The sequence below is a fragment of the Leisingera sp. ABD4_442 genome (assembly GCF_056160905.1).
This window is the reverse complement of record NZ_JBSWYB010000110.1, coordinates 1-279: the sequence shown is the minus strand read 5'-3', so window position 1 is coordinate 279 and position 279 is coordinate 1. Positions and strand designations below refer to the sequence as shown.

The following is a 279-nucleotide window of genomic DNA, read 5'->3' as shown; positions in this document are numbered from 1 at the left end:
AACGTAACCTCCCTGGTCGAGCGCGTCAGCCGGTATGCTGTCGTCATGCGCAACGAGGATCGCCAGTCCAAGCCGATCATGGAAGCGCTAATCCAAGGCCTGGCTCCCCTGCCCGCCGAGGCGCGCAAGTCGATCACCTTTGATCGAGGTACGGAGTTCTCAGCCTGGCGGCACCTCAAAGCCGGGATCGGTGCGGATGCGTGGTTCTGTGACCCGCAAGCGCCGTACCAGAAAGGCACGGTTGAGAACACCAATAACAGGCTGCGCCGATATCTGCCC

Annotated in this window: 1 protein-coding gene; it reads left to right on the top strand. The window is 61.6% G+C overall.

Annotation, left to right across the window (positions count from 1 at the left end; translation table 11 throughout):
* The coding region (locus tag ACXAHG_RS23600) for an IS30 family transposase (RefSeq protein WP_475061270.1) at positions 1-279 on the top strand (279 nt) is incomplete at both ends.